Genomic DNA, 268 nt, shown 5'->3' with positions numbered 1-268 from the left:
CAGGAGAGTGGGGAACGGAAGCCGCGGTGGGGTACTTGGCAGCAATAGAAACGGCGGCAACGTTGCGAACACCGGCCATGAATCTCTTGCGGAGTTCCTCGGTGGTCATGTCCAGGACCTCAGGCGAGTACAGAGTTCCGTTGTCGTAGACTTGCAGAACAACCAGTCCATACGAGAAGGGAGTGATTCCCAACATGTTGAGCAAAGCAGATTCGGAAGCTCCGACCTTCTCTCCCTCGTGAATGAGGTGAACCTCGTTCAGGATTTC

The 268-nt window shown here is 54.9% G+C and carries 1 pseudogene; it reads right to left on the bottom strand.

What is annotated here, in order from left to right:
• Positions 1–268 (bottom strand): annotated as a pseudogene (locus SM754_RS20290) (hypothetical protein); the annotation flags it as partial.

The sequence above is a fragment of the Halorubellus amylolyticus genome, from assembly GCF_034808145.1.
Classification (GTDB): domain Archaea; phylum Halobacteriota; class Halobacteria; order Halobacteriales; family Natrialbaceae; genus Halorubellus.
Note: the sequence above shows the minus strand (reverse complement) of the source record. Positions and strands in the feature narration are given on the sequence as shown.